Here is an 8652-nt window from a genome sequence, read left to right on the forward strand (position 1 = left end):
CTCCAGAGAGGACCGCGAAGCAGGCGGCCCTGCGAGCCGTCGCAGCCCCTCGCGTCCGCCAACCGACGCCTGCACGTCTGTTGCCGTTGGGAGAAGCCCCCCAACCTTGATGCCCATGGGACCCGAGGCGGTGATGGCCACCGTCCGCGTTCACAGCCTGTCCCTGCCTTGAGGAGTCACCCCGTGGCCCTGGACCTGTTCAAAGAAAAAGGCGTCCCCGTGGAGCGCCAGTCCTTCACCTGGAAGGACATGGTGCGGCGGCCCTACAGCAAGATGGACGATGACGCGTTCACCCGGACGCGCGTCATCCTGATGAACGGCATCGAAGCGGACGCCCTGCGCATGAAGCACATCTTCGCGCGGCTCAACCTGGAGCTGCGTCCGCATCTGGCGCTGGTGCGCCGCGCGGAGCACCACCAGCAGACGCTGGTGAACTGGCTCACGCCGCCGGACCAGAAGGTCATCGAGACCACGCTCGGCTTCGAGCAGCTCGCCATCGAGGTCACCGCCAGCGTGGCCATCCACGAGCCCGACCCCTATCTGGCCCAGACGTACCGGTTCGGGATGCTGGAGGACTTCGACCACCTGTACCGCTATTCCGCGCTCTATGACCGGCTGGAGGGCCAGGACCCCAACAACATCACCCAGTCCTATACGGACATCATTCCGGGCCGCCCCACGGCCGTGGAGCACCGCCATCCGCTGGATGACCTGCGCCGTCCCTACGACTGCAAGACGGCGGATCCGCTGTCCAAACTGCACGCGATGACCATCACCGCGTCCGAGTTCCAGACGCACGACTACTACATGACCGTGGGCCCCACGTTCACGGACCCCGTCGCGCGGCAGCTCTACGCGGAGATCGCCTCCATCGAGGAGCAGCACGTCACCCAGTACGGCTCGCTGATGGACCCCGGCGAGTCCCTGCTGGAGAAGTGGATGCTCCACGAGGCCATGGAGGTCTACAACTACTACTCGTGCCTCGCGTACGAGACGAACCCGCGCATCAAGGAGGTGTGGCAGCGGTTCGTGGACTACGAGCTGGGACACCTCCACTACGTGATGGAGCTGTTCAAGACCCTGGAGCAGCGTGACCCCGCGGAGGTGCTGCCCCGCACGCTGCCGGAGCCCATCGCGTTCAAGGAGCACCGCGAGTTCGTGCGCAAGGTCCTCTCGCAGGAGGTGGACATGCGCTCCGACGGCACCGAGTACGTGGACAAGTCGCAGCTGCCGCCGGACCACCGCTCGCTCGTGTACCAGACCCAGCTGAACTCGGAAGGGTCGCCCTCGGAGACGGCGGCGGCTGGATACAAATGGAGGCCGGGCACGGAGCTCGCCGCGAAGGCGGAGCGCATGGGCTCGGTGCTCGAAGGGAGGAGGCTGCAATGAGCAAGGAAAACATCGCCGACGTCGGCGCGAACCGCACTGGCATCAAGACGTCGCCCATCGACAGCAAGGACATCATCGCCCAGGCGCAGAAGGCCGAGCCCAGCAGCCCGGGTGACGCGCAGGCCATCGCGGAGGTGCGCAAGCAGTACACGCGAGAAGCCGCGGACGGCCTGGGCAGCGTGCCGCCGCCCGCGAGCCTCAAGGGCATGGCGAAGACCGCGGTGGACATGCTCAAGGGCGGCAAGCCCACCGTGCTCATCGACAAGCTGGGGGAGCGGCTCGCCTTCGAGCGCAGCGGCGTCCGGCTCTACGAGGGCGCGCTCTCCAAGCTGGAGGTCTTCGGCAGCTGGGAGGGAGGGCCTTCGCGGGAGCTGCTCACGAAGATCCTCGAGGACGAGCTCGGCCACTTCGCGCTCCTGACGGAGGCCATGGAGAAGCTGGGGGCGGACCCCACGGCGATGACGCCGTCGGCGGACCTCACCTCGGTCATCTCCATGGGCGTGCCCGCGGCCATCTCCGACGCGCGCACCAACCTGCGGCAGGCCATGCAGGCGCTGCTGGTGGCGGAGCTGACGGACAACGCGAGCTGGGAGCTGCTCATCGACCTGGCTCGCGGCCTGGGCCATGACTCGCTGGCGGACCGCTTCCAGCTGGCGCTGGACGCGGAGGCCGAGCACCTGGCCCTCGTGAAGGGATGGCTCGCGGCGGGCGTGGCCACGGAGGCGCGCGCGCCCATGGACGCCGCGGCCGTTCCCGCGCAGCCCTGAGCAGACAGCCGAGCAGGCAGGCGGACATGGCAGGCCGTTGTGCGAGGACACAGCTTGTGGGCTCGCACAACGGCTTCGTCACGTCTGGAGGAACGACATGCAGCTCAGCGAGCTGGGAGGCTCCGAGGGCCTGGAACACAACGCCACGCTCAACCGTGAATCGCTGGTGGCGCTGGGTGCCTTCAGCGCGCTCACCGCGGGCGCGGTCTTCCTCAACGCGCGCAGCACCCGCGAGGCCGTGAATGGCCGCTGGTACAAGCACTTGAAGAAGCCGCCCTACCAACCGCCGCGGCAGGCCTTCGGGCCAGTGTGGACGGCGCTCTACGGGCTCATCGCCGTCTCGGGCTGGCGCATCTGGGGCTCGCCCGCGGGAGCGGAGCGCTCGCGCGCGCTGGGCCTGTGGTTCATGCAGCTGGGGCTCAACACCGCGTGGTCCCACCTGTTCTTCCGCAAGCGCCAGCTCAAGGCCGCCGCGGTGGAGAACTGGGCGCTCCTGGGCAGCATCGCGGCGTATACCGCCGCCGCCAGCCGCGTGGACCGCAAGGCGCCGTGGTTCATGGCGCCGTACCTGGGCTGGGTGTCCTTCGCCAACGTGCTGTCGACCGACATCGCCCGGCGCAATGCCTGACGCCGGGCGCTCCCTCCTCGCGCGCTAGTTGCGCATGCGCGAGGGGGGAACCGCGTTGTTGAAGGACAGCACCGCGGCGAAGTAGCGCGCCTGGTTCTCCGAGGTGCAGCGCACTTCCTGGATGCGTCCGCCGACCTTCACCCGGACGATCCACCCGTCATTGTCCTGGCTGACAGGGGACTCGCTCGTCATCGTCATGTTCTCCATGGCTCTTCTCCCTCCCGTGCACCCGGGTAGAGCAGGGGGCGTGCCAGGGCCTATGAGCGTGGGATTCCAGCCCTTTGCATGGAGCCTTCGTCGGGGGCGGAGAGGCGGGGCTGAAGTTCTTTCAGGTGGGGGGCGACCGCGGCTTCAGTGAAGGTGGCGATCAGGCCACACCTGCGGGAGGGCGGGCCGCACGGAGGCGAGTGTCGGCAGCGCGACGTAGAAGGTGGACCCCCGGCCCGGCACGCTCTCCACCCAGATGCGGCCGCCGTGGCGCTCCACGATGTCGCGGCTGATGTAGAGGCCCAGGCCCAGCCCGCCGTAGGAGCGGGTGGAGGCGTTGCGCGCGCGGAAGTAGCGGTCGAAGAGCTGCTGCTGCTGGTCCTCCGGGATGCCGATGCCCGGGTCCGTCACGGAGAGCACCGCGACGTCGTCCGTCAGGGACAGCCGCACGCGGATGGTGCCGCCGTCGGGGCTGTACTTGAGCGCGTTCTCCAGCAGGTTGGAGATGACCTGCTCCAGCCGGAACGTGTCGCCGTGGACGGAGATGGGCTCCTGGGGGGGGCGAAGTCGAAGGTGTGGTTGCCCTTCTGGCCTTCCATGCCGGCGAGCGTGTGCTCCACCAGCAGGTCTAGGCGGGTGGACTCCGGGTGCAGGGCCAGCCGGCCGGCCTCGATGCGCGAGGCGTCCAGCAGGTCGTTGATGAGGCCGGTGAGGCGCGTGAGCTGGTGGCGTGCGTGGCGCAGCACGCTGGGGTCCAGGTTCTCGCCGCGCTCCAGGCGGCGCTCCAGCGTGGCCAGGCGCAGGCTCAGGGGCGTCAGCGGCGTCTTCAGCTCGTGGCTCGCGATGGAGAGGAAGTCGTCGCGCACGCGGATGGCCTCCTGGGCCTCGCGGTACAGGTGCGCGCGCTCCTCCTCCGCGCGCCTGCGCTCGGTGATGTCCTCGATGAGGACGCCCACGCCCAGGACGCGCCCGTCGGGGGTGCGCACGGGATAGAAGCTGCCCCGGAAGCAGCGCCGGGGGCCGGGGACGCCCAGGTCCTCGTCGGAGACGGACTCCTGCTCCACCAGCGGCTCGCCGGTGCGCAGCACCTGGCGGGGCCCCTGCTCCGCGATGGTGCCCGGCTCTCCGAGCAGCTCCGGCAGCGTGCGGCCCGGGTGGTCCTCCGCCGGGATGCCGTTGATGCGCGCGAGCGTTTCGTTGACGCGCACGTAGCGCAGGTTCGTGTCCAGGAAGCCGATGCCCACCGGCGCGCTGCGCACGAGCAGGTCCAGCTGGGCCAGGTTCTCCTCGCGCTCGGCCTCCACGCGGCGGCGCTCGGTGATGTCCTCCACGATGCCGACGCCGCCCTCCACGGTGCCGTCCTCGGCGTAGCAGGGGGCGAAGCGGATGCGCACGGGGATGACCTTGCCGGTGGTGAGCGCGCGGTAGTCGCCTTCGTAGTCGCAGGGCCGGCCGGCGAGCGACTCGCGCACGCAGGTCATGATGCTCTCGTCGCGCAGCGTGAGCAGGTGCAGGCCCACCAGGTTGCGCTTCGACGTGCCGATGAAGTTCGAGAAGAGGTTGTTGCACGCGGTGATGACGGGGGTGCGGTCGAAGTGGAAGATGCCCAGGGGCGCGTTCTCCACGAGCAGCCGGTAGAGCCGGTCCACCGTCTCCTGATGCGAGGCCGGGCGGGGGCCGCCGGGGATGCGCTCCACCGGCTCCTCCAGCGAGTCGACGACCTCATGCATCCGGCGCAGCGTGAAGACGATGCGCTCATCCCCGTCCAGGCCGGTGGCGCCCACGGTGACTTCCACCTGTAGCTCCACGCCGTCCCGCCGCCGGGCGAAGACGCGCGTGGGCCGCCCGCCGAGCGCCTTGCGGCGCGACAGCAGGTAGCGCGGCAGGCTGAGGCCGTGGAAGCGGTGCAGGCGGGGCGGGAAGAGGTCGGTGATGGGCCTGCCCACGAGCTGCTCGCGGTCCCAGCCCAGCAGCCGCTCCGTGGCCGCGTTGATGTGCAGGATGCGCTCATCCGGACCACACGCGATGAAGGGGTCCACCGCGGCGTCCAAGATGGCTTCCAGCTCCCGTGCGGCTCCTCCGGCCATGCCTCGCTCCTGGTGGGAACCGGCACGCGCTCTTTTCGCCGCGTGGCCGGCCCTGCCGGGCGGTGGGGGCTCCCCGGCGTTGGCGGGCGCGCGTCTTGGCGCCCGTGCGCGTTCCCTTTGCCTACAGGTACACACTGTGGGCCGGAGCGGCGCGGTGATGCCGGGGACCGGGTGATGACAGCACCCCTGGAGGCCGGGCGGGCGGACGGGTACAGGAGGGGGCATGCGCGAACCCCGAACCGCCGCCGTGCTGCTCGCCGTGTCCTTGCTGGGGATGGGTTGTGCCGGCACCCGGGGCACGCCTCAGGCGGTGCCAGGCCCGCTCGTCTACAAGAGCGAGGCGGTGGGCGCTCCGAAGCCCGAGGCGCTGCTCGTGGCCCTGCACTTCTCCGGGTCCACGCCCGCGTTCTGGGACGCGCCCGTCCAGTCGCTGGGCATCCCGGTGCGCACGCTGCTGCCCCAGGGGCCGAGGCCCCGCCGTGACGGCTTCACGTGGTTCCAGGCCGACCACGAGGAGAAGACGTGGGAGGGGAAGACGGAGGACGTGGAGCGCATGGCGGAGCGGCTCGCGGAGCTGATTCGCGAGGTCCGGGCGGCGCATCCGGAGCTCCGCCGCGTCGTGGTGACGGGGTTCTCCTACGGAGGAGACCTGGCGTGGATGCTGGCCATCCGGCACCCGGAGCTGGTGGACGCGGCGGTGCCCATGGGGACGCGGCTGCTGGGCGACCCGGGCCAGGAGCAGCCTGCGTCGCGGAAGGTGCGGGTGCTCCAGGGAGAGCAGGACGCCATCATCCCCGTGCAGCACACGCGCGAGCGGGTCACGGAGCTGCAAGGCCAGGGCGTCCCCATCGACCTGCGGACCTACCCGGACCTGGGCCACGACGTGTCGCCCGCGTTGCTCGAGGACTGGCGCGTGTTCCTGCGCCAGTCATTGCAGGGGCAGACCGACTGAAGCCGCTGAGGCTCAGCGACGACGCTTGGGCGGCGTGCGGCCGCGCTTCGCTGCTTGCTTGCGCACGGGCTTCCGCGTGGGGGCGGCCGGCTGCGCGTTCAGCGTGAGCGTCTCCAGCTTCTCGCGCAGGGTGCGCGTCTCCTGCTTGAGCGCGTCCAGTTCCTCTCGCAGCGAGGCGACTTCACGGGCCTGGGGCGCGCCTTCGCGCAGGGCGCGCACGGCCTCGCGGGCGTAGCGGCGGGTGCGCGGGTCGCTGAAGGTCGTGCCCTCCAGCGCGGGCAGCAGGCGGCGGTCGCCCAGCGTGGAGGCCGCGTCGCAGACGGCCAGCTGCACGCGGAACTGCGGGTCACGCAGGAGCTGCGCGAACAGGTCCACCGCTTCGCGCTTGCGGTTCGCCACCTCCGCCAGCTTCGCCACGGTGCTCACGGCCGCGCGGCGCAGGAACGCGGGCTGGCCGTACGCGGTGCGTGCCACGGCCACCGGGAACGCGGCGGGGTCCTGCGTCTCCGCGAGCCCGTCCATCGCGCCCGCGCCGATGACGTCCTGGAACGACGGCCTCGCGGTGGCGGCCTCCAGCAGGGGCAGCGCATCCGGCGCGCGCACGCGGCCCAGGGCCCGGGCGGCCTCCGCCTCCACGAAGTAGCTGGCGTCCCCGGCCTCCAGCAGCGCGCGCAGGCTCCCGGCCGCCTCCACGTCGTGGCGGAACTCGCCCAGCGCGGCGACGGCGGCGCGGCGCACGCGCGGGTGCTCGGTGGCGACCGCGTCCAGCAGGAGCGCGCGGGCCTCCGGCGTGCGGATGCGGCCCAGGGCCTTCGCGCACGCGGCGCGGGTGGCCCAGAACAGCTTCGCGTCCTTCAGCGCGCGGCCCAGCGCCTCCACCGAGCGCAGGCCTCCGTCCTTGCCCAGCGCGTGCGCGGCCTCCGTGCGCGCGCGGGCCTCCGGGGCATTCGCCAGCTCCTCGCGCCACAGCCCCACGGCCTTGTCCACGTCCAGCGTGCCCAGCACGTCGCGGCGCGGATCCACGCGCACCTGTGTGGGCGCGGCGGGGCAGGGCAGGTGGAAGCGGTGCTCCGCGTCCGTGAGCTCCAACCGGTGGCGCGTGTCCTCGCCGTTCACCGTGACGGCCACCTCCAGCGGCAGGCGGAAGACGGGCGTGCCCGAATCCGTGCGCTGCGTCTGGCGCACGGTGATGCGCAGGCGCGCGTCGTCCGCCTCGTAGCGGACCTCCACCTTCAGCTCCGGGTGACCGGGGGAGAAGACGTACTGGTCGAAGACCGGGTCCAGGTTGTGGCCGGTGGCTGCTTCAAAGGCGCGCGCCAGGTCCACCGTCTCCACCACGCCGTGGCGGTGGGACGCGACGTAGTGGCGCAGGGCGCGCAGGAAGAGGTCCTCCCCCACGCGGCGGCGCAGCTCGTGGAGCACCAGCCCGCCCTTCTCGTAGAGGTGGCGGTCGAACAGGTCCATGGGCGCCTGGAACTTCCGGGCGACGATGGGGCGCGCGTAGCGCTCGCGCGTCTCGGAGAGGTAGGCCTCCAGGTCGAGCGCCCGGTGGTGGTCGGCCTCGTCCCGGTTGTCGCCGCGCTCCTTCCAGAGCACCTCGAAGTAGGTGGCGAAGCCCTCGTTGAGCCAGCCGTGGGGCCAGTCGCGGCAGGTGAGCAGGTCGCCGAACCACTGGTGCGCCAGCTCGTGGGAGATGAGCGGCTCGGCGTTGTAGTCCAGGTGCGCCCGCGCGTCGTGCAGCACGGTGTCCACCAGCGTGGTCGCGGTGGTGTGCTCCATGCCGCCCAGGATGAACTCCGTGACGAACACCTGCGCGTAGCCGCTCCACGGGTAGGGCTCACCGGTGATGGACTCGTACGCGGCGATCATTTGCGGCGTGCGGGCCACGCACCGGAGCGCGTCCTCGCGGCGGCCCTTGGGGAACAGGTAGCGCAGCGGCGTGGGGCCGGCGGTGTCGGTGGCCTCGTCGAACTCGCCCACCACCAGCGTGACGAGGTAGGGCGCGTGCGGCTGCGCCATGCGGTGGTGCTGGGTGCGCCGCTCGCCGGTGGTGACGTCGCTGACGAGCACGCCGTTGGACAGCGACGTCATGTGTGCCGGGAAGGTGGCGATGACCTCCGACGTGGCCTTCTGCGCGGGCGTGTCCAGGCAGGGGAACCAGCAGCGCGCGTCGATGTCCTGCCCTTGAGTCCATGCCTGGAGCGGGCGGTCGGGGTAGCCCGCGTCGGGGCCCCAGAAGTAGAGGCCGCGGCGGGGGCGGGCGCGGTAGGTGAGCGCGACGTCACACGCCTGGCCGGCTTCGAGCGCGCGGGGCAGCTCCACGCGCACGTGCGCGCCGGAGTTGGAGAAGGGGACGGAGCGGCCGTCGACGCGGGCCTCGGTGACGTCCAGGTCCACGGCGTCGAAGGTGACGGTGGACACGGTGCGGACGGCGGACACGCGGGTGGTGCAGGTGCCGGCCAGGGCGCGCTGGGCGAAGTCCAGGTCCAGCTCGATGCGCACGTGCTCGGCGCGCACGGGGCGGGGCGCGGCGTAGTGCTCGGTGGCGCCGGGGAGGCTGAACGGATGCGGGTCGGAGGACCCGGCGGCGGCAGGGGCGTGGCGGTGGCAGCAGCGCATAGG

The 8652-nt window shown here is 71.4% G+C and carries 8 protein-coding genes; 4 read left to right on the plus strand and 4 right to left on the minus strand.

The genetic code is table 11. The annotated features are described in order from the left end of the window. The first annotated feature begins 183 nt into the window (after nt 1-183). From D7V80_RS14355 to D7V80_RS14365, 3 genes are all read left to right on the plus strand, one after another. Nucleotides 184-1389, plus strand: coding sequence for a hypothetical protein (locus tag D7V80_RS14355; protein ID WP_120588690.1), 1206 nt, complete (start codon nt 184-186; stop codon nt 1387-1389). Continuing rightward, a complete protein-coding gene (locus tag D7V80_RS14360; RefSeq protein ID WP_120588691.1) occupies nt 1386-2156 on the plus strand; it encodes a ferritin-like domain-containing protein in 771 nt (256 codons plus the stop codon). Before D7V80_RS14355 ends, D7V80_RS14360 begins: the two co-directional genes overlap by 4 nt. Nucleotides 2157-2253: 97 nt before the next feature. Next, nucleotides 2254-2784, plus strand: a complete 531-nt coding sequence (locus D7V80_RS14365; RefSeq protein ID WP_120588692.1) for a TspO/MBR family protein — start codon at nt 2254-2256, stop codon at nt 2782-2784. A gap of 24 nt (nt 2785-2808) precedes the next feature. Here the strand turns inward: D7V80_RS14365 and D7V80_RS14370 are convergent, their stop codons facing one another. The 3 genes from D7V80_RS14370 to D7V80_RS14375 form a co-directional block, all read right to left on the minus strand. Then, nucleotides 2809-2991: a hypothetical protein gene (locus D7V80_RS14370; protein ID WP_120588693.1), complete on the minus strand. Its 183-nt coding sequence runs from the start codon at nt 2989-2991 to the stop codon at nt 2809-2811. A 144-nt stretch (nt 2992-3135) separates the two neighbouring features. Further along, complete coding sequence (locus D7V80_RS42745) at nt 3136-3537, minus strand: cell wall metabolism sensor histidine kinase WalK (protein ID WP_233585351.1); 402 nt, start codon at nt 3535-3537, stop codon at nt 3136-3138. Then, nucleotides 3426-5078, minus strand: a complete 1653-nt coding sequence (locus D7V80_RS14375) for a PAS domain S-box protein (RefSeq protein WP_233585347.1) — start codon at nt 5076-5078, stop codon at nt 3426-3428. The genes D7V80_RS42745 and D7V80_RS14375 overlap by 112 nt, the downstream gene beginning before the upstream one ends. Nucleotides 5079-5301: 223 nt before the next feature. On the opposite strand from D7V80_RS14375, the gene D7V80_RS14380 reads away from it, so the two are divergent. Then, nucleotides 5302-6030, plus strand: coding sequence for an alpha/beta hydrolase (locus tag D7V80_RS14380; protein WP_120588694.1), 729 nt, complete (start codon nt 5302-5304; stop codon nt 6028-6030). A gap of 12 nt (nt 6031-6042) precedes the next feature. Here D7V80_RS14380 and D7V80_RS14385 read toward each other — a convergent pair. Next, nucleotides 6043-8652: M1 family aminopeptidase (locus D7V80_RS14385; RefSeq protein ID WP_233585349.1), on the minus strand; the 2610-nt coding region annotated here is incomplete at its 5' end.

It is taken from the genome of Corallococcus sp. CA054B (assembly GCF_003611625.1).
Lineage (GTDB): Bacteria > Myxococcota > Myxococcia > Myxococcales > Myxococcaceae > Corallococcus > Corallococcus coralloides.